Below are 20,150 nucleotides of genomic sequence, written 5' to 3'. Positions count from 1 at the left end.
TAAGCGAAAAAGTCACACGTTTATTATCTCACATCGGGGGCATGATTAAAAGACTTGAGCGAGCAAGAATCCCCGGAAACTCAATACATCACCCGCACGGCCGTCCTGTCATGTCAGGAGCCCTGGGCCCGAAGACGGACATTGTTGACCTTAGAGAGGACGGGAACGGCTGGAAGCTCTACACCCGCTTCCACGACGGGAGTGGGATGAAGCCGCGGACTATTCCCGTTCCGTTTGACCTCTTGCCTCGGGTGGGCACTGCGCTCGTCGATGGTGCGATCGAGTGGATAGATGCCGAAGGTGGGGCGCACCGGATGAATGCAGTTGAGATTGCCCGCCAGGTCTTGCAGCGCGAGTGGCGGCCGGGTGAGACGCTCGACAGGTGGCACGCCTGCACCCTGAGGAAGTTCTTCACCTATCGGGTGGAGTACATCGGACAGTCTTACGGGAAAGACGGCGAACGAACCGCTGCTGAGCGCATCGGTGAGGGTCACAAAACGGTCCAGCAGGTTCTGGCTGAGAAGATGGCGCACTATCCCAACGTTGATGTTGCCCTCGTCGTCATGGATGCACACGTTCAGGGACGTGAGGCATCCTTCAGTATCGGTCCCGATAACATTGACGAGATCTCGCAGGTCTTCACCCAAATGATGAGTGAGGCGGACGGTCCGCTCATGGACCGTGCCAAACTCGTTACGGTCGCAGAGGCGATGCTCATCCGGTCCTTCCCCACCACGCGTAACATCCAGTACAAGAACTTTCCTCTCAAGGATGCCCCCACATTGATAAATGAACTGACCGCCGCAGGGATTTCCCACCTTGGTGTTCAGATCGACGTCTCTCGAAGCATGGCCTTGCTGGAGCACCCAGACGAGGGAAAATCGCCCTCCGCTCATCTTCGGTTTGGCGTCAACCTGTCCACGGGCGAGCGGGAGACGCTCTCCACGACATCCCCGTTGGCGTGGTAGGGATGACATGCTCGCTCGGGCATGCCCGTTTCTGAGTCGGGATGATAGTGATGGTGTGCTGCAGTGCTGCAGTGCGGCCCATGTAGCGGAGCGCAGATAGATCGGTCGACGTGTGGGCTCCGCGAATGCATTGCCGCCTTGAATTCCCGATTAGTGGGACTTCCGATGGCAAGGCTGACGGTGTGCAGATGAGCGCGGTGTTGTGGGGGAGGCACCCGGTCGTAAGAGGTTATTCGGCTACGGAATGTGGTGGTGGAGTTTAGGCTTAAGGCTTGAACCAGGCAAAAAGTACGGCCCCAGAGTGACGTACGAGGCGGCATTTCTATTCGCTGTGTGTCGACAGTCTTAGTGCCGGACTTGCTCCGGGGAACCGAGCCCCTTGGCGTACAAAGTATTGGGGGCAGTGGAGGAGGGGTGCCCGTTCGGAATCGGGTAGCCCTTCGGATATGCAGCTGTCACCGATGCGCCGGACGCGGTATGGATGTGGTTGGTTGACAGTCAGGTGGACGCCGAGAACATTCGCCCGGAAGTCAGAAACTCTGAATGTTCGAATCTTTGGAGACTGAAGCTTGCTGGCTCTTGGCATTGCTGATGGTGCAATAGAGGAAGGGTAGGTTTAGCGAGCAAAGAACGAGGAGGAAAGAACCTATGGATATGAACGCGATTGCGGCGATCGTTGCTGCTGTGGGTGCCATTGCGGCCGCGTCCGCTGCATTTGTAGCTCTGAAGCCAGCTCAGCGAGCAGCGACAGCGGCAGAAGACCAAACGGAAATTCAACGTGATCTTATGCGCCAGGCTGCGCAACCCTACGTTTGGGCGGACATACAACCGGACATGCAACAGGGTACGATGCTTCATCTCGTAGTGGGCAATGCCGGTCCGACAACGGCGCGCAACGTTCGGCTTGTGATAGACCCACCCATCCCGGAAAGTCCGGAATACCCAGGAATGACAGCTGCTGCGCAAAGGAGGGTCAGTGACGGCGTGCTCTCGCTTGCTCCGGGACGTGTCATTCGTTGGTCGCTTGGGCGTGGCTTCGACCTGCTTGCGGATGAAAATAGTACGACGACATACCGCCTAAGGGTAACGGCAGATGGGCCGTACGGAGCGCTCCAGCCAGACGAGTTCGAGATTCGGCCTAATGACTGGCGTGAAGCAAGGGATGCGCCGGACGGAAACCTTCACTTCGTTCGTAAGGAAATAGAGAAACTCGCCCAAGAAGCGGAGAAAATCAGAAAGCATATTCAGCAGGAGAACACCGAGGTTTGAGCCAGCTGGGGAGGAATGGTCATGAGTAACCAAGTGTTTGAAGGGCAGCTCTTCAATGTGCTTCGTGTGGATGCGGCCGACGGGACTATTCACTTCCAGACGCAGACTGGAAACCACGGGCGCGCCTCTGGTCTCCAAAACATGGACCGGATCGCCGTAGGCGATGTTTTGTTGGTTGGCCAGAATGGCTGGGAGTTTGCGCCGGACGACCTCTGGCATCAGTCAAACCAGATTACGACTGTCAGGCGAGTGCTTGATAATGGTTCAGTGCTCGTGGATAGCGGCGTTGGTTTTCAGAAGGTGACGAACCCGAGTGCGCTGGAGCTTGCTGCCGGCAATATGGTCGAGTACAACGACGCCCAGGGCGTACTTTCGATCGTGTCTGAGAAGCCTATCAGAAGCGGCATCTTCGGCGATGAGAACGAAAGCGTTGAATCCGAATACCTTATTGACAAAGCAGGGGAAGGGCCGACCTTCGAAGACTTCGGCGGCTACCCGGACGTCATCGCGCGCGCAGAGGAACTCATCGAGACGCAGCTCGAGCGCCGCGAGCAACTAGATGCCATTGGTGCTAGACCCAATGCCGTTTACTTAGGATTTTGTCTGTTAATCTTTTTTTATGGCACGTAGCGGTTGGGTGAAGCCCGAAAGTTCTGAACGGTTGAGTGATCACGTCTCTCTGGGCGTGCTGACGCGTGTCTTCGCCCCTGATGTGGTGGACAAGGTGATCGCCCGGACCGGTGCCGGGCAGCAGCGCACCCGGCTGCTGCCGGCGCGGTTGATGGTGTACTACGTGATGGCGATGGCGTTGTTCTCGGCCGGGTCCTATGAGGAGGTGATGCGGTCGTTGCTGGCCGGGCTGGACTGGATCACCGGGCGCTTCGACGGCTGGGTCATGCCGACGAAGGCCGCTATTTTCAAGGCCAGGACCAGGCTTGGCTCCACGGTCATGATCGAGCTCTTCACCGAGGTCGCCCAACCGCTGGCCGTTGCGGGTGGTCCTGGTTTCTACAAGTCATGGCGGCTGGTCAGCGTGGACGGCACGACCTTGGACATCGCCGATACGACGGTCAATGAACGCGCTTACGGCCGTCCCGGCACCAAATCCGAGGCCAAGAGCGCCTTCCCGCAGGCCAGGGTCCTGGGTCTCGTGGAGTGCGGCACGCACGCTGTGATCGGGGCGGTCGCTGCCAGCTGCACGACCAGCGAGCACGACATGTATCCGGCCCTGCGCCACCGCCTGGATCCGACCATGTTGCTCATGGCCGACCGCGGGTTCTTCAGCTACACGGCGTGGAAGGACAGCGCCGGGGACGGGGCGCAGCTTTTGTGGCGGATGAAGTCCTCGGCCCTGCTACCCGTGGTCCAGGAACTGCCGGACGGGTCATATCTTTCGGTCCTGTATCCCGATACCAGGGGCCGCCGGAACAAAACCGGTGGGATTGAGGTCCGGGTGATCGAATACACCGTCACCACGGGTGAGAGCACGAGCGATTTCCGGCTGATCACCACCATCCTGGACCCTGTCCTGGAACCGGTGGAGGACCTGGCCGAGCTCTACGCAAAACGCTGGGAAATCGAATCATGCTTCGATGAGCTCAAGACCCACCAGCGCGGACCATCGATCGTGCTGCGTTCCAAAACCCCGGACGGAGTGCTCCAGGAAATCTACGGCTACCTGTGCGTGCACTACGCCCTCAGGTCACTGATCGCCGGCGTCGCCCAACACTTCGAGGAAGACCCCCTCAGGATTTCCTTCACCAGGACCCTCCGGGCTGCCAGGCGTTCCCTCGCCGACAGCCCGGCCTTTCCCCCCTCACCATCACGCTAAAAACAGCTTCGTGGCCTTCGCCACCGAAATCCTCCACGAGCTGCTCCCCCCGCGAAGACCCAGAACCAACCCACGGGCCATCAAACGCAAAATGTCCAACTGGCCACTCAAACGAATTCCCAAACCTAAGTAAACGGCATTGGTGCTAGACCCGTCAAGGGTATTCTGTTTACGGGCGCTCCTGGTACAGGTAAGACACATCTGGCTCGAATTATTGCGCAAGAGTCTAAGGCTGACTTCTACCTCATTAGTGGACCGTCAATCGTGAGCAAGTTCGTCGGCGACACTGAGAATACCCTGCGACGGATCTTCGATGCAGCCACGAATGCAACGAGTGGCAGGGCCATCATCTTCTTCGACGAGATCGACAGTATTGCTGAAAAGCGGACCGGCGAGTCGCACGAAGCTTCAAAGCGTCTGGTTGCCCAGCTCCTGACCCTCATGGACGGCTTCGACGACAAGGGTAAGAGCGTGGTGGTCATTGCGGCAACTAACAGAGTCGATGCGCTTGACCCCGCGCTAACTCGGCCCGGTCGGTTTGACTGGGAGATCGAGTTTGGCCTGCCCACCATCGCTGACCGCTACGAGATCCTAAAGGTGCGAGCCCGTCAACTTACGACGTCAGGGGAGCTCCCACTTGAGGACGTCGCTGCACTGTCCGAAGGTTGGTCGGCGGCCGACCTGACTTCGATCTGGACGGAAGCGGCACTCTTGGCCGCTGGCGACTCGCGCGGTGTAATTGTGGCCGAAGATGTTGCTCAGGCGTTTGAACGCGTGGCGCTGAGACCGCGTCGTTCAAACGGAACTGAGCTGAGCGCGTGAGCGCCCCAAAGTGGTGGCGACGGCTGTGGAACGAGCCGATTGCGGTTGAGCCAGGACGTAACGCAACCGACCAAGACAAGCCGAACCTACGCGAGTTTGTGTACCTCGACGAGGTTAGCCTTCGCAGCTTGCTCTCGTCACAAAAGGGTGGGATAACCGACTCAACCTCGGAAGAAGCAACCGATGTACGCGAAGCGGGTCTTTCGGGGACGGTAGGCGTGAGCTCACCGCTCATTGCGAAGGCCGAAATTGAATCTCGGTTTCAAACCAGCAACAGCAGCACGATACAGACCTCGCGTAAAGCTACCGTGCAGTCCTGGTTCCGAGAGTTCCATGAGATCAAGGGATTGCGCCTTATCGAAGTAGTAAAGTCGTCGACCGCTGCCAGAGATTTGGCGGCCCTAAAGGATGTCAACGAGCCCTCTCTGATTGTCGCTGCTGAGAAGCTTCAGCGTGGAGCGCTCGTCGAATATCGCGTGCGATTGTCTGCGGACTCTGTATTTCACCTTGGGACGATGGTTTCCGAAATCACTGGGATGGCCCAAGACTATCCGGAGATGTTTAGCGGAGTTAACGGTATTAATTCACTGCAGGAGGTGCAGCCCATAAATAAGATCCTCCAGAGGTTACTCGCTGGGCTCATACCGATCCGTGCGACTTCGATCGATTACGTTGTGGTCGAGGTGGAAGGGAATGAGTACGTCGCCCATAAACAGCTGATCGAAGGGCTCAATCTGGCGACAAGACCGCTCCAGATCGTGGGAGTTACTGAGCACCTCGCGTACTGGAAAGATATTCGTCGGGTCCTGTTCTCCGACGCAGAGTTCACAATGCTCTGCCGTGTCTCTCGGCCGAGCCTTCATGGCAGCTGGACGCCGGTAAAACTGGCCGACTTATTCCTATCGGTCACGCCAGACTTGGTTGAGAAGATCAACTCGGCTGGGACTGTCCCGTTCGGTACCGTCGGCACGGGTAGTGCCGAGAATGTCAACCAGGCGCGGCTCGGGACAGCTCTTCGAACCTATTGCGACGCAGTTCTAGCCGACATCGGAAAGCAACTGACCGACGATCAGACAGTTGCAGTTGACCAGCTCATTGCAGAACTCAAGCCAGGCGCTACAACAGTTTCTGGGCAACGGGCAGCCTTCGGTGTGCTAACGGACACACTGGAGGAGCTGCTTGGGTGCCGTCCCGAGGCTGCCCGGGCGCTGGTGCTGCGTGACGGGGCCCGGCAGAGCGCAGGGTTGTCGCTGTTTCCATCCGTACCGGCAGCAGCAGTTACGGAAGTTCCGACTCAGACGACTGACGACCCAGCGGATGGACCGCGCCTCCTCGACGTCGATGTTGTCGCCATCTATTGGTAGGTCGAGCGTAAGCGCGCTTTTGATCGCAGGAGCCCGAGCGTGCCTAACAAATGCAGGATCATCATCGAAGTGCAGACCTGAACCGCACTGATGGTACGGAATGGGGACCCTGCCCTGCGTCGCAGGTCGTAAACGTTATTCGGCTACGGAACGCGGTTGAATTTAGGTTCAATGTGTAGGTTCTGACCTCCCGGAAACCTTTTGCGATGGCCGCTAAGAACACGTGTTCTTGGCGGCCATGCGCTTTTGCGGACGCTTGCCTAGTCCAAATGATGCCGCCAACACTTTGCTGCTGAGCCTGCCGGGCTGAAATCGTGGCCGCAATCAAAGTAGGTCAAAAGACTTAAGGCACCGTTCTTGCCTGGCGTTGGATCCGCTCTGCGGGCGCGCCCGCAGAGGACGACTCAACGCGATAGCCTGCGGAGCCCGTAGCCGTAATTCCCTTAGAACAGCGGCCAGGGCACCGCCGACATCTCACCGCTCGGAGCCGGAAACCGCCCTGCCAAGCCCAACCGGGCGCAGCGCGCGGCGAGCGATGCGATTTCTTCGGCGCTGAGCAAGTCCGCCAGGTTTCGGCCCAGCCCACCGTGCAGTCCTTCGCTGACACGATCGATGCCGTCGCGTTCCTCGGCGGTCAGAGCGTCGCCCAGCCATCCCCACAGCACTGTGCGCAGCTGGTGGTCACGGTGAAAGGTGAGCCCATGGTCCACGCCGTGCCGGTGTCCGTCCGTCATGGCAAGAATGTGGTCGCCTTTGCGGTCGGCGTTGTTGACGATGATGTCGAACACCGCCATGCGTCTGAGGGCTGGCGAGTCTTCGTGAACGAGGGCGACCATCCGTCCGTTCTCATCTCGTCCTTCGAGAACGTGTTTCCAGCCCGTCTCCGGCACGTGGTCCTTCGCGACCAGGTTCACGGCGCTTTGGGCGGGGTCTTGCTCCTGCCAGAGCTGCACCATTCCTTCGCCCATCGGACCATCGCGCAGCCAGGTGTGCGGCACGACGTCCCAGCCGAAGACCTGCGAGACGAGGTAGGCGGCCACCTCCCGGTGAGCCAGGGTGCCGTCGGGAAAATCCCACAGCGGACTTTCGCCTGCTATCGGCTTATAGACGACCATCACGTCGCCGATGCTGCCCAGGAATGTAGCGTTTGAAGCCGTCGTGATGCGGCCGGTGAGTGTCAGCTCGGCGGTCACTAGGTCCGGCGCTGGCATTAGACCTCGGGAAGGGTGCAGATGTGCCCGTCGGCGTCTATGGGGTAACCGCAGAGGGAGCACGTCGGACGCCCGGCGCCCACGATCTCACGGGTGCGCTTGGCGAATGCGCGGGCGGTGCCGACCGGCATTCGCACGAGCAGCATTTCGGGCTCGTGAGCACCGTCCTCATCAAGCGATTCGTCGTTGTCATCAGCATCGACATCGGTGATGGGGTGGGCCTCTATTACGACCTGGGCCGTGATTGGGTCCCAACCTAAGCTCATGGCGCCGGCGCAAAACTGTTCCTGGACGGACTCGAGCTGGTCATTGTCGACAAGTTCAATGGGAGTACTCGTGGGAACGCTGAAGGGGTTGCCCTCGACGGTGATGAGCTGGTCGAGAATTTCGTCGATCTTCTCCGCGAGCAGAGCCGACTGCTGCTTCTCCAGGGCAACACTCACGATCTGCGTCCCTGCGCGCACCTGCAGGTAGAACGTGCGCGCCCCCGGAAGGCCAATGGTGCCAATGACGACCCGATCAGGCCAGGCAAACTCGTGAACACGTGTAGGCATGTCAGTATTTTAGGCACATGAGGTTCATGGCGCCTTTTGCCCTGCACCGCCGCCCACCGGCGCATCGCCAGAGTGGATGCCGTTCGACAGCCACGACAGATCACCCGCGTCGGTGTTGGTCGCGTAGACGCTCGGCCGACTGGCTCCGTAGCGCACGATCGATACGGAGGCAGGGCCCACGTTAATGCGCTGGAACAGGTCGAGGTGCATGCCGAGCGCGTCGGCGACAATTGATTTGATGACGTCACCGTGACTCACCGCCACCCACACGGCTCCTGGCCCGTACTCGGCTTCGAAGGCTGCATCGTGGCGGCGAATTGCTGCTACAGCCCGCGCCTGCATCGCGGCCATGGATTCACCTCCGGGAAAGATGACGGAGGACGGCTGAGATTGCACAGCCGACCACAGATCTTCGGTTGCGAGATCACTCAGCGTGCGGCCCTGCCACTGGCCGTAATCGCACTCGGTAAGATCGGATTCCAACGGCGCGTACGGAGTGCCAGCCTGGCGATAAAGGATGAGCTGGGCGGTCTGCTGACAACGCTCGAGAGGGCTCGATACCACCCCAACGACGGGCACGGCCGCGAGCCGCTCTCCGGTCAAAGCCGCCTGCTCGCGCCCGATCTGGTCCAGGCTGACACCGGCGGCCCGACCGGCCAGCAGTCCAGTGGCATTGGCTGTGGTTCGGCCGTGCCGCACGAGAATAACTGTTGCCATCCACCCAGCCTAGCCACCCGGTCGAGGGGGGTGTGAACCGTACAGGGTCGCGCGTCGAACACGCACACAAAGCACTGAACCCTTCAAGCACGCCGACGCGCTCAAAGCCGCCCAGACGGACTCGGCACGCACTGACCAGCTCATGGCCGACGCAGCAAAACCGGAAGAACCGGCACAGCAAGTGCTCCCGACCGAAGTGGCCCCCCCGTATGGAGGACAGGCGGTCGAGGGTGGTCACGACGCGGGTGTCCCCGTTTCGGCAGGCGGCCAGCGCTTCCCCGAGGCCCGGCTGTGCCCGGTTGGCACCGGTGAGGCCCAGTGGACGGCCCCAAGTTCGAGGTTTCGGAACGCTAACCTTGCGGGTTCTGACCCGGCCAGGCCCTCGCACACATCACCGACTCGACCCCGCGGCCCGCCGGGCGTTCCCGAGACGCATCCGGCGTGTCGAGGTTCGCTACGCAAACCTCCCGTCTTGGGGTCTATCGTGTGGGAAGCAGAGGCTATTCCACGACTGAACGTGGTTGAATTTAGATTTAATGTGTAGTTTCTGACCTTCCTGAGGCCTTTTGCGATAGCCGCTAAGAACACTGTTCTGGCGGCTATCGCACTTTTCGGGCCGCCCAGTCAAAGTGATGCCGTCAGCATTTTGTCGCACAAGGAAGTGGCTTGGTGTAATCCTGAGGCGACCGTGCCCCTCCCCCTAAAGTTTGGCGCAGTGTTTTTTGGAGACCCTTATCCTTCCCAGATTCGACCAGGGTTCGTTGCAGCTGGGCCGATGGGCGGCGTGGAGTGGCCATCCATAGAGCGCAAGTTGTACCGCTACGGCCGCAATAACCTCGTCGCCGCAGCCAAGGACGACCAGCGGGACAACGCCCGCTGCGGCCGTAAAGGAACCGCAGCATGAGCTGGCCACAAAGAAGCCCTTCCCGGTGACCCCGGGAAGGGCTTTTTTGGCACTGGCTTACACCGCCACAGGCGTAGTGCCAGGGGCCCGGTCGGGCGATTTGTCGTCCTAATAGTTGCTGTAGGTCAGCTTCACTATGCCGTCCTCCACGGTGACATTGGCACTCATGGAAACCGAGGTTGTGTCAGTAGCGGGCTTCCATTCAGCTGTACCGAAACCGTATGAGTTGTCCCGTTCATAGCTGACTGTGGCTTTCCCGGGTGTCTGCGTACGAAGACGCCACGGGGAAGAACCATAGGGATCCTTGTTCAGGCTGAACGTGGGCTTCGTCGTGAGCGTCCAGTGGAAGTTTCGTGAAGAGCGCGATGAACTGTAGTTGTTGAGCGGGCAATTGGCCGGCTCGGCTTCAGTGGACTTGACGCATTCGGCAAGATGGGCGTCGACCTGTGACATGACTTCCGACTTGAGGGCCTCAGACGCGTCCACCTTGAGGCTGGCGGTGGGCGGGGCCTGAGCACCCCCGATGACTACCAGCGTGGTTGACTTCGGTGCCGTCAGATACTTCTCCGACGACGGCAATTCCACCGTGTACTCCCCAGGCAAAGCAGGCAAATTCACGCTTGAGGAGCCAGTACTGCTGTCGGCCAGGCCGACGTTGAGTTCCTGACCATTGACCAGTACGGTCCGCACCGGGGTGTCCGAGGTGATGCGCAGACTCTGGAGCGGGGACGACTCCATCTTCCAGTGATCGTCCAAGAGTTCAGGGTTCGACTTGCGGAGATTGAACGTCGTCTGCTGCTTACGGCCGTCCTGATGCAGGTCGGCCACTACGGTGGCGTTGTCGTCGGAAACCGTCGTCGACACAATGTCGAAGCCGTCAATCCGCTTGCCGGCTTTGGCGTAAACCTCATCGGTAAGCAGGACCCGCTGATCGTTGGCCAGGCCAGGATCGGACAGAGCCATCGCTTTCGAAGCCTCGCCATTCTGGAGCGCCTGGAGGTAGCTGTTCACGGCTTTATCGGGCCCGTTGCCGCCCTTGATGATGGTGACAGCGATGACTCCACCGACGAGCAGGACAACCACGAGACCGATTGATCCGAGAACGAGTCCAACAGTGCGCTTCGTGCGGGCGGACATCGGCTCCCGCGGTGCCAGCGCGGGATGGTCTCCAGGGGCTGCATAGCCGGTTGGAACAGCAGCTGGCGCAGTCGCAGCCGGCTGCGCGGGAACGATCTTGTGAGCGATGGCCAAGGGGACGTACCTGCTGAGCTGAGGTGCGGCATAGCGCGCTGACGCCTCCGTTGCACCGCCCCAGAGCATCAGGAAGAACGGGGTCCACCACGCCAGCGTCATGCTGCCGGCGCCCGACGCGAGTGAACCGGCGTCGAAGGTTCCGGTAACGCTGCTGAGCCACGTCATCAGCGTCCCGGCAACGAGAAATGCGGCGGGGAGCATCGCCCAGTCCGTGATCTTGTTTCCGACCACCGGTCCGCGGCGCAGGTACCAGAACACGGAGGTTGCCAGGATTGAAATCAGCGCCAAGAGCAGCAGCAACCAGCCAGCCCAACCCGGGATGCCGTACTGGGCCAGGGCACTTCCGAAGCCGAAGCTGATGTCTGAACCTGAAGAATTCGACGATGAAGCCACTGAGGAGCCAAAATTCCAGGTGCGACTGACGGCGCTGAGGTGACCCAGGCCGAACATGAAGAAGCCCGCAGTGGGTGCCCACAACGGAGCTGAGAGCGTGGCCTGCCAGCCGGACTTGATTCCCAGAATAAGCACAACAACGGGGATGGCGATGGCCAGAAAAACGCCGTAGTGCACGGCCACCGCTTCAAAGGAGCGGCGAACTGAGGCGCGTACCCCAACACCGGCACCCGCACGGGGGCGTACTGATGCCCGCCCTGCGAAAGTCGCGAGCGTCCCGATTACCAGCGCAACCAGGACTGAACCAAACGTCACTGCCCCAACCGGGCTGATCTTTACGCTCGGTACAGGCAGCGATATGGCGAAAATCGCCCCGATGATATTGACCAGGAGGGTAAAGACCAGGCCTGTGATGGCCGACTCGATCCAGATTCCGGTGGTTGATTGAGCTGCGGAACGTTTCGCGGCGTACCGCCCGCCCAGGAACAGCGCCACGATCGACACAGCCGTCAGCAGCAAGGGAACAGCGAAGAAGGAAGCCGATCCGTGCACGTTTCCCATGAACGGAATGGTTGCGTCGATGCTCGAACCAAGTGCGCCGAGCTGGCTCATGACGACCAGTTGGACAGCCAGCTGCCCTACCAGGGACCACGGCGACGGCACCGCGCCGCCATTGGGAAGCACTGAACTTGACGGTAGCTCGGTGTTGCCACCGTTACTGGCGCTGATGCCGATCAACGCCAGAATCAAGAAGAGGACCGCGCTGATCAGAACCGCCACATAAGAAATGGCCCCGACCAGGGCCCCGGGGATCAGAGTTTTGTAGTCGAAAGACTTCAGAAGGGTGGACGCTGGTGCAGCGCCCGACCCAGGTTCTATATGGTCACGGTTCCCTGCGCTGCCAGTGATCGGCCTGTCAGGCGCCTCATTGGTTGGTCCGGATGACCCGGTCTGCGGATAATGCGGTTCAGTCACAACAAATTCCCCCTAATTGTTTTTGTACTTCTCATCGTGCCACGGGCTGATTCTTGTTACGCGCACGTCTTATACATTGCGGAATTTCCGCAGCATCTGCCCTTTATCGACGAAGGCTGCGGAAATCCCAACAACAACTCAGACAGCAGCGGCAGCAAATTCCTTGTCTGCCGGCGCAGCACCACGGCCACGGCGCTTGCCGGCGGCCGCCGCGCCGGCCTTGCGTTCCACCGTCTCGGCGGCGATGTAGAGACCCTCGCGGTTCAGGTGCCTGGAGTAGCTCGAATCCAGGTACAGCGTCTAGTGGGGTGGCGCACTCGAAATGGTGGTCAGTCGAGACGCACTCGATGGAGCCCTGTTTAAATGTTCTCCACGGTATTCACCTCATTCCCAGCCTGTCGCTGAACCGGGGAGGCAACGTCGAGTTGGCTACGGGCCTGGGTCGACCAGTTCTACTCGCTCGCAAGCACGGACTGCGCATCCTCAGGATTGACGAGGATGCAGTAACTGCAGCCTTCGCCTGGATGAACGACGCCGACGACCGTTTAGAGTCGCCTCACGATGAGGGTTTGGTCTCATGACCTTTCTACGTGTGGCGACGCGGTGAGTTCTAGTTTTCCTGGCGGTACTTCGCGTCCGAGCTAATCTCGAGGTCTTCGGCGTCGTGGTCGCAACCAGCATCGAGTACCGGTCCCTCGATACCATTCGCCCAATTCACCACCCGTTGACGATTTGAAGGGTGCGCAGCACCCATTGAAGCAAAGCGTTCGACGTATTCCGCCGCCCTGCTCGAATACGCGTCGCTAACAACGTTGACCATGCGTTCGACTCTAGGCAAGCTACGGACAGATGCCCGGTAGCCGATCCCCTAACGAACCATGCCGCAGGGGGTTCCCTTCCTGACTCGGGGTTTCTGTTGGCTTGCCGTTGGCCGTCAACCGCCACAAGCTGACACAGAGCCCAAAAACCGCTCTGCGATTCACACGGGCCGGGGTGCACGCATGGACGGATTCCCCAAGTTCGAGGGCCGGAACGCGAACCTTAGCGGGTCCTGACGCGGCCAAACGAACGCACACATCGCCGAACCAAACCCCGCCCGGCGCGTGTTCCCGAGACGAATCCGGCGTTCCGAGGTTCGCTACGCCAACGTCTCGTCGCGGGGTCTGTCGTGGTGAAACAGAGGTTTTTCCATGACGGAACGTGGTGGTGGAATTTAGGTTTAATGTGTAAAAATCTCCTCTGACCAGGGATTTCTTCCACAGTGACCCCTCTATGCAAAGCCTGACCCAACCTGCTTTCGGTTAGATCTGTCGAACGCCGCGCAGAAGCGCGGACATAGTTGACGCAGAGGTAGTTCGGTCTTGTGCCTCACGCGAGGTCGTCCTACGATTGGGCTACCTGAAATTCAGGTAGCCTGACGATTGACCAGGCTGAGAACCACTGGAGATCGCGATGGAGACTGCGGGATGGGACGTGATCGACAATCCGATCACCGGTGAACGCTTGCGGTTCCTCGAGCGGTCATCGGAACGGGTTGTCATGGAGATAACCTTCCCGGCGGGAGGGCTTCCGGTGGTCAAGCACCGCCATCCGGGATTCGAACGGTTCCAGGTGGAGTCGGGCACCCTCGACCTCACTGTTGGTGACGAGCTGAAGAGACTTGGTCCCGGCGAAGAGTTCACTGTCACGGACGAGTTTCACTTCCCAGCGAACTCGTCCGGTGAGGACGCGGTTGTGCACATCACAGGCGAGCCCGGTGCGTTCATGGAGCGTGGTCTACGCGTCGCATTCGGACTCGCGCGGGATGGTCGCGTACGACCCGACGGGGCACCCCGCGACATGCTGTCACTCGCTCTCGTCAGCGAGCGAGGTAAATACCAAATCGCGGGGCCGCCGCGCTGGCTGTGGGTGAGCTCGATGACGGTGCTCGGGTGGGTTGCAGTACTTGCGGGCCGACGCCGACTGGTTGAGTCCTACTGGCCTCCCGATCTCGAACGTCCTTGGCGCACACGATCGGTCCGGTGACGCAGCGAGTTGCGGCTGCCGATCGACAGCGCCTTGCATCATAGGACTCATGGCACATCGTTCGTGGTCGGTCGGTATCCCTAGCCCAGGAGCTCCGCGGGGTAGTTGAGTTTCGGTCTAACGTCTGACTGCTGATGTCGTAGACAGCCATGACGTCGTCAACCAAGACCGAGGCATCCGGCCTGACCAGCGCAGTCGCTTCCGCTGTTATCAGTCCGACTGTTGACGGTCGACCTTGAGGCACCTCAAGACCAGTGGTACCATATTGTTGTACCACTGGTCTGCGAAAGGGGTCATTGTCATGTCCATTAGTGCAAGCGAGGCGCGCAAGACGCTGTTCCCGCTCATCGAACGCATCAACGAGGACCACGACGCCGTTGAGATCGTTTCCCGCAACGGAAACGCCGTTCTCATGCCGGCCGACGAGTACGCGGCGTGGAAGGAGACGGAATACTTGTTTCGCTCGCCCGCCAATGCCCGAAGGCTGCTCGACGCCTACGAACGCGCCCGTGCGGGGGAGACCGAGGCGCACGAGCTCGACAGGCGCGAGTGAGTGCGTCTGATCTGGGATCGGTCCGCCTGGGAGGACTACCGGCACTGGCAGACGGCGGATCGCAAGGTCGTCAAGCGGATAAACACGCTCATTGACGCGTGTCTCCGGGAGCCGTTCGCCGGCATCGGGAAGCCCGAGCAGCTCAAGTACGGCGCGCAGGGCGCGTGGTCACGGCGCATCACCGACGAGCACCGTCTCGTGTACCTCGTCGAGGGCGACGACCTGGTTATCCTTCAGGCTCGATACCATTACTGACGTCAGGCTACAGGCCACCGGCATATCAAAGGTTCGGTAACCGCGGCGATGTGGTGGAATTTAGATTCAATGTGTAGTCGAGTTCAAGTTCAACCTCTGGCCGTCAGATTCTGTCGGCGGCATCAGCTAGACTGAAATCAATCGACCCCCTTCCAAGCTTCTCGCTGAAGCTCAAATGGAAGGGGCCTCTTTCTTTCCGGGGTGCCTGGGGAGCCGAACCTGTCCGTGGAGGAGCAGGTTGATCTCCTATCCAGTCGTGGCCTTGTTATCGACAGCGAAGACCGCTGTGTGGAGTTTCTGCGCGCAAACACCTACTACCGATTCTCTGGGTACGCGCGGTACTTCCAGCGGGCTCCCCATCTCGGTGACAACGCGTTCGAAGAAGGCATGACCTTTGATGAGATCCGCGCGATGTGCGACAACGACGAGGCGCTGCGCGGCCCACTCACGGAGGCCCTCGCCCGAGCCGAGGTATTGATTCGCACGCACTTTGCCTGTGTCGTCGCTGACGTTCATGGTCCATACGGCCGCTTCCTGGAAGAGGACTCCTATACCGACGTCGGCAGCGAGGAGCCCACCGTCGAAGCATGTCTCCGTGACATCGGCCGGAGCAAAGACCGTCACATCCTCCGTTACAGGACCACCAGCGGTGGCACCCAAGATTTCGGCGAACTGCCTGTTTGGTCCGCCGTCGAGGCATGGTCGTTTTTGGCACGCTCTCGAAGGCCATTGAGCGCGGGGCTGCCGGTACTCTGGCTGATGGAGTCGCCACGAGTATCGGTGTAGCTAAGGCGGGCTTCGCGTATCGTGTGAGGTCGCTGGTTTACCTGCGTAACCGGTGTGCGCATCTCATCCGGCTGTGGCACCATTCGGTCATTGACGCTGGGCCAACGCCGAATAACGTGCGGTTAAAGGCCAAACGGCTTGCAGGACAATTCGAGCCGCGTTCGGTGCTTGATGTCATTGCCTCGCTTGATGACGTGCTGGTCCGGGGTAGAGCTGCAGAACCCGTGCTCCCGCACCTCGTGCGTCAGAATTTACAAGACTCGGTCTACTGGGAAGGGCTGGCCGGCCGCAAAACCCTCGTGACCATCACGCGTGATAGGACAGCATTCCACTAAAGTGCCAATGCGCGAAATATGTGTAATCCTGAAGCTGAGTCCGCGTCGATCGCGCGGCTTCGGACACAGCTTTAGGAGCCTTGTCCATGGTTCCCGAATCACCTGCCGACGCTCTCGGCGATCACGCAGACGCTGTTCGCGACGTGCTCGTCGAGGTCGTTCGATCCCGACATAACAAATCTGCGGAGGCGCATCAGGTGTCAGAGACGCGATATGCCATGGGGTTCGGGAGCCAGTGGCGCGACCTTCTGGATGACGCGAATGACGCGCTGAAGGGACGCGGATTCCCATCGTGTAAGGTGTCTCCTGCCGGCTAAAAGCTTCCAGTCGTCAACAACTGCCTAGTCTACGTTTGGCGGCCAGACGTACGGTCGCTTCGAGCCGGCGCGGCTGACTCAGGCCTGCGTACGCATCGGGGTCAGTAAGACTGACCTTGCTGCCGATGTTGGCGTCTCGGCTGCCGCGATTGGGCAGTACGAAGCCGGAATCAATTCTCCGAAGTCCGAAGTTCCCGACCGTCTGGCACGGGTACTGAAAGTTCGGCCGAGTTTCTTCAGCGCCGGTCGCCCATTGGCGCGCATTGACACCGTGAACGCGCACTTCCGTAGCTTGCGGTCGACGCGCGTGAGTGACCGTCAAAAGGCACTGTCCACCGCGACCATGGTCTGGGAGTTGACGTTTGCGCTCGAGACATTCATCAAGCTCCCTGAGGTTGAACTCCCCGCGTTGGAGCCAGGAACGACGCCCCCCAAAGCCGCCGCGCTCTTGCGAAGGTGCTGGGATCTGGGGGAAGGACCGCTGAGGCACCTCGTTGCCACAGCCGAATCCCGAGGCGTCGTGGTGGTGGTTCGCCCGCTCGGTGAGATCGACTCAGTAGACGCCTTTTCGGTTGTGATTCTGGATCGTCCCATTATTGTTACAACCCCGCGTCGGAGTGAGAACGTCTTCCGGCACCGATTCTCAATTGCGCATGAGATTGGTCATCTACTCCTTCACCGGGACTTGGGAGAACATGGTGTTGCAGTCGAGCGGGAAGCCGATGAGTTCGCTGCCGCGTTCCTTACCCCGGCGACAGCGATGGATGCGGCGCTTCCCCAGCGGCTCGACTTGGCCGCGCTGGACCGGCTGGGAAGGACATGGGGTGTCTCGCCACACTCATTGATCCGACGAATGGTGGAGCGCGGACGAACCACCGAATCATCTGCGCGACGGGCTTACCAGCGCTTGGCGATGGTCGACGATCCATTGGCCGACCCGACGAGCGCGTACTCAGGAGAAGTTCCGACGCTTCTGAGGAAGGCTGCGGAACTGGCTGCGGATCACGGAGGAGGGGTGCCTGCACTTGCTGAAGTCCTCAAGATTAGTTCGGGACAGGTCCGAGACCTGCTTGGCGATGCTGATCAGCGTCCAGTGCTGCGACTGGTCTGAAACCTTCTGGGCATGCTATCGACGTGACCGGCCTCGCCTGCAAAGTAGCCAGCATGAGTGTAACGTCGAGGGATTTGAGGGTCATTCTGATGTGCTGCTTCTTTCTGTTGGAACGTGGTCGAGTTCCGCTTTAACGTCTAGAATCGCCACATCGTCCAAGACCGCCGCATGACCAGACTGCTGCAAAATGTTCTTTGGCGTAGCCGCAGGTTATCAAGGCTCAAGCCGGGGACAATTTGGATGGGCAGCCCCGCTGAGGACGCGGATGGGGCTCCGAGAGATGGGGATTGGCGGCGCTGGTATGCTGCGAGTGTGGGGCAGGGTGATTTTCCCAACCTTGCTCACCCATGAGCCCTTGTTCCCCCATCAGTCTTGGCTCAGCCATGAGTCCTTATTCCCCCAGAAGTCACAGCATGAACTGTTCGGCGGCCCGGGTCAGCGGGCCTAAGAAGAAATCCATAATTTCGGCGGGCTCCCGGTCCGGGAGCCCACCGTCCTGACCTCTCATTCCGTCCATTACCCGATCACGATGGCAGGATGCACTACATCTAGGTAACAACGCCACGGCGCATCATCTTATGGGCCTGCCGAACGGAGAATCCGGTTTAGGCTTTCAGCAGGCGGCAGACGCGAGGTGTCTGCTCGGTATGAGGCTGCCCGGGGTGCACGCCAACCGATCGACGCGATACCAGAATCACAAGGAGGAGAAATGCGTTTCGGACGTGTTTCTAAGGCCGTGGGGGCGGCAGCGGTAACCATGCTCGTTTTGAGTGGATGTACGGCCGCGCCAGGTCCGGTGAGCACCAGCGCGAGTGCCAGCGGCGCAGTGTCAGGCGGGACTGCTGTGGTCGCGGAAACGAATGCGTTTAACTCCTTCAACCCCAACACCGGTACCGGCAGTGCGGACATTAACTCCAAGATCGCCTATGCAACGCACACGGGATTTAACTACATAGACGACAAACTGAACATCGTTAAGAACGAAAAGTTCGGAAAATATGAGAAAATTTCCGACAATCCGCTGACGATCAGATACACCATTAATGACGGCGTTAAGTGGTCCGACGGAGCGCCCGTTGATGCCAATGACCTGATGCTGGCTTGGGCCGCCCAGTCTGGTTATTACAACGACGCGACGATGGACAAAGAGGGCAATGTCCTAGCGGGCAATCACTATTTCGAATTCGGCGGGGACACCGCCGGACTGGCCATGACTGAGTTGCCGGAGATCGGCGACAATGGGCGTTCCCTGACGCTCAAGTACACGAAACCATTTGCCGATTGGGAAGTCGCCTTCGGCTCGCCGGTGGACGTTCCCGCGCATGCGGTGGCGCAGAAGGCCGGGCTGAAGGACGCCGCCGCTCTGAGCAGCCTCCTGAAGACTGTGCCCAAGGGCAATCCGGACGAGCCGGTAACGCCCAACGCCGATCTGCGCAAGGTGGCCGAATACTGGAACACAGGTTTTGATACCAAAACGATGCCCACGGACACCTCGGTTTTCCTCTCCAACGGTCCGTACATCGTCACCGGCATCGTCCCCGACCAGTCGCTGACGCTCAGCCGGAACACCGACTATAAATGGGGACCCGCCGCGAGCCTGGACAGCATTACGGTGCGGTTCATTGCCGACGCGTCCGCGCAGGTCGCCGCCCTGAAGAACCAGGAAGCCGACATCATCGCGCCGCAGCCCGCCGCGGACAGCGCGGTCCAGCTGAAGGCCATGGCCGGTCAGGGCGTTTCCTTCAATCAGTTCGACCAGCTCTCCTATGATCATCTGGACCTTAACTTCACCGGTGTCTTTGCTGACCAGAACGTCCGTGAAGCGTTCCTCAAAACAGTCCCGCGGCAGGACCTGGTCAACAAAATCATCCAAAAACTGGATGCGGGGGCCAAGCCACTGGAGTCCCAGGTCTTCCTTCCGGCACAGCCAAAGTATGCGGATTCGATCAAGAACAACGGCTCGGCGGCATTCGTGGATGTTGACATCGAAGGGGCCAAAAGGCTACTCAACGGGGCCACGCCCACGGTGCGGATTATGTACAGCAAGGCCAACAGCAATCGGGCCGATGCGTTCACGCTGATTAAGGACGCGGCAGCCAAGGCAGGCTTCAACGTCGTCGACGGCGGCCTTGGGGCTGACTGGAACACTCATCTGGGGGACGGCAGCTACGACGCCGCCATCTTCGGCTGGAACAGTCCGGGAGTCGGAGTCAGCCAGATTCCGCAACTATTCCGCTCCGGCAGCGTCTCGAACTACAACAAGTTCTCCAACGCCGATGCAGACAAGCTGATGGATCAACTGATCGTCACCGATGACATGGGAAAACAGGCAGACCTGCTCATTCAGCTCGATAAGATCATTTGGTCCTCCGACTACGGGCTGCCATTGTTCCAGCCACCCGGGGTGGTGGCCTACAGCTCCGCCGTCACAGGGATCAAGCCGATGGCCGGCCAGACGGGTGTCTGGTGGAACTACTGGCAGTGGGCCCGGAAGTAGCGCACCCTG

17 protein-coding genes and 1 pseudogene are annotated in these 20,150 nt (G+C 59.9%); 13 read left to right on the top strand and 5 right to left on the bottom strand.

Going from position 1 to position 20,150, the window contains the following annotated elements:
• The 6 genes from QMG52_RS06045 to QMG52_RS06020 all read left to right on the top strand — a co-directional run.
• Positions 1–968, top strand: a 968-nt coding sequence (locus QMG52_RS06045; protein ID WP_283559522.1) for a hypothetical protein, incomplete at its 5' end; no start/stop codon positions are given.
• A 648-nt stretch (positions 969–1,616) separates the two neighbouring features.
• On the top strand, positions 1,617–2,237 hold the full coding sequence (locus tag QMG52_RS06040) for a DUF8453 domain-containing protein (RefSeq protein WP_283559521.1): 621 nt from the start codon (positions 1,617–1,619) through the stop codon (positions 2,235–2,237).
• Between the two features lie 21 nt (positions 2,238–2,258).
• Positions 2,259–2,867, top strand: a complete 609-nt coding sequence (locus tag QMG52_RS06035; RefSeq protein WP_283559520.1) for a hypothetical protein — start codon at positions 2,259–2,261, stop codon at positions 2,865–2,867.
• Positions 2,857–4,068 carry an IS4 family transposase gene (locus QMG52_RS06030; RefSeq protein ID WP_283559519.1) on the top strand — a complete coding sequence of 404 codons (1,212 nt, stop codon included), beginning with the start codon at positions 2,857–2,859 and terminating at the stop codon, positions 4,066–4,068. The genes QMG52_RS06035 and QMG52_RS06030 overlap by 11 nt, the downstream gene beginning before the upstream one ends.
• A 138-nt stretch (positions 4,069–4,206) precedes the next feature.
• Complete coding sequence (locus QMG52_RS06025; RefSeq protein WP_349361662.1) at positions 4,207–4,890, top strand: ATP-binding protein; 684 nt, start codon at positions 4,207–4,209, stop codon at positions 4,888–4,890.
• Positions 4,887–6,254 carry a DUF6414 family protein gene (locus tag QMG52_RS06020; protein WP_283559518.1) on the top strand — a complete coding sequence of 456 codons (1,368 nt, stop codon included), beginning with the start codon at positions 4,887–4,889 and terminating at the stop codon, positions 6,252–6,254. Before QMG52_RS06025 ends, QMG52_RS06020 begins: the two co-directional genes overlap by 4 nt.
• A 443-nt stretch (positions 6,255–6,697) precedes the next feature.
• Here the strand turns inward: QMG52_RS06020 and QMG52_RS06015 are convergent, their stop codons facing one another.
• The 5 genes from QMG52_RS06015 to QMG52_RS05990 all read right to left on the bottom strand — a co-directional run bounded on the left by QMG52_RS06015 (position 6,698) and on the right by QMG52_RS05990 (position 13,082).
• Positions 6,698–7,465: an SCO1664 family protein gene (locus tag QMG52_RS06015; RefSeq protein WP_283559517.1), complete on the bottom strand. Its 768-nt coding sequence runs from the start codon at positions 7,463–7,465 to the stop codon at positions 6,698–6,700.
• Positions 7,465–8,019 carry a DUF3090 domain-containing protein gene (locus QMG52_RS06010; RefSeq protein WP_283559516.1) on the bottom strand — a complete coding sequence of 185 codons (555 nt, stop codon included), beginning with the start codon at positions 8,017–8,019 and terminating at the stop codon, positions 7,465–7,467. Before QMG52_RS06010 ends, QMG52_RS06015 begins: the two co-directional genes overlap by 1 nt.
• Positions 8,020–8,043: 24 nt before the next feature.
• Entirely contained in the window at positions 8,044–8,736 is a 693-nt protein-coding gene (locus QMG52_RS06005; protein WP_283559515.1) for an MSMEG_4193 family putative phosphomutase, read from the bottom strand.
• A gap of 1,012 nt (positions 8,737–9,748) precedes the next feature.
• A complete protein-coding gene (locus QMG52_RS05995; RefSeq protein WP_283559514.1) occupies positions 9,749–12,262 on the bottom strand; it encodes a YrzE family protein in 2,514 nt (837 codons plus the stop codon).
• Positions 12,263–12,872: 610 nt separating this feature from the next.
• Entirely contained in the window at positions 12,873–13,082 is a 210-nt protein-coding gene (locus QMG52_RS05990) for a hypothetical protein (RefSeq protein WP_283559513.1), read from the bottom strand.
• A gap of 632 nt (positions 13,083–13,714) precedes the next feature.
• Between QMG52_RS05990 and QMG52_RS05985 the strand changes: the two genes are divergently transcribed.
• From QMG52_RS05985 to QMG52_RS05960, 7 genes and pseudogenes are all read left to right on the top strand, one after another.
• On the top strand, positions 13,715–14,287 hold the full coding sequence (locus QMG52_RS05985) for a cupin domain-containing protein (protein WP_283559512.1): 573 nt from the start codon (positions 13,715–13,717) through the stop codon (positions 14,285–14,287).
• A gap of 301 nt (positions 14,288–14,588) precedes the next feature.
• Positions 14,589–14,840, top strand: coding sequence for a type II toxin-antitoxin system Phd/YefM family antitoxin (locus QMG52_RS05980; RefSeq protein ID WP_283559511.1), 252 nt, complete (start codon positions 14,589–14,591; stop codon positions 14,838–14,840).
• The gene (locus QMG52_RS05975) at positions 14,841–15,095 is read left to right on the top strand and encodes a Txe/YoeB family addiction module toxin (protein WP_283559510.1); all 255 of its coding nucleotides are present in this window, start codon (positions 14,841–14,843) and stop codon (positions 15,093–15,095) included. It begins immediately after the preceding gene.
• A gap of 225 nt (positions 15,096–15,320) precedes the next feature.
• Positions 15,321–15,881 (top strand): Abi family protein, encoded by a 561-nt coding sequence (locus QMG52_RS05970; RefSeq protein ID WP_283559509.1) that lies wholly within the window; start codon positions 15,321–15,323, stop codon positions 15,879–15,881.
• Between the two features lie 725 nt (positions 15,882–16,606).
• Positions 16,607–16,759: pseudogene (locus tag QMG52_RS22170) on the top strand (helix-turn-helix domain-containing protein); the annotation flags it as partial.
• Positions 16,760–16,840: 81 nt separating this feature from the next.
• Positions 16,841–17,644 (top strand): ImmA/IrrE family metallo-endopeptidase, encoded by an 804-nt coding sequence (locus tag QMG52_RS05965; protein WP_283559508.1) that lies wholly within the window; start codon positions 16,841–16,843, stop codon positions 17,642–17,644.
• A gap of 709 nt (positions 17,645–18,353) precedes the next feature.
• Complete coding sequence (locus QMG52_RS05960) at positions 18,354–20,141, top strand: ABC transporter family substrate-binding protein (protein WP_283559507.1); 1,788 nt, start codon at positions 18,354–18,356, stop codon at positions 20,139–20,141.
• Positions 20,142–20,150: the final 9 nt, after the last annotated feature.

Origin of the sequence: Paenarthrobacter sp. PH39-S1 (assembly GCF_030063245.1) — a bacterium.
Classification (GTDB): domain Bacteria; phylum Actinomycetota; class Actinomycetes; order Actinomycetales; family Micrococcaceae; genus Arthrobacter_M.
Note: the sequence above shows the minus strand (reverse complement) of the source record. Positions and strands in the feature narration are given on the sequence as shown.